A 426-nucleotide genomic window follows, 5' to 3' on the forward strand; every position below is an offset into this window, starting at 1 on the left:
CATTGCATCCTTCTGGCACGCTGCCGTCGGAGGATGCCCATGGTCGCGACATCATGCCTGCGCACACTCGCCGACACGGATGAACCTGTCGCTGCCCCCTCGCACGAGGGCCTACCACCGGCGGGGACGGTCTACGCTTTTCGAACCAGGCCCTATTCCACGTTCGCACCGGCGGAGACAGGGCGATACTCTACGTTCAAGGTCATCGGCTCCAACCAGAAACACGTGGCCATCGCCGTAATGGACGGCGTGTGGGAAGAAGTCCCGACGCTGATGCAGGCCGAACAGGCGCAAATCCTCAAGGAACATCGATTTGCCCACAACGGACGTTTGGCCGTGTTCGGCGTAATTGCAGATTGGTGGGAGCCCTCGGAACTTAATGCCGTGACTTTTCTTGGCAAAATCGGCGTCCGAGCCCCTGAAGCA

Annotated in this window: 1 protein-coding gene; it reads left to right on the plus strand. The window is 60.1% G+C overall.

Annotated features, from left to right (window positions below; genetic code table 11):
* Nucleotides 1-39 precede the first annotated feature (39 nt).
* A partial coding sequence (locus AC1DRP_RS36895; RefSeq protein WP_476771187.1) for a hypothetical protein occupies nt 40-426 on the plus strand: 387 nt, incomplete at its 3' end.

The sequence above is a fragment of the Allobosea sp. 01N443 genome (assembly GCF_056399325.1).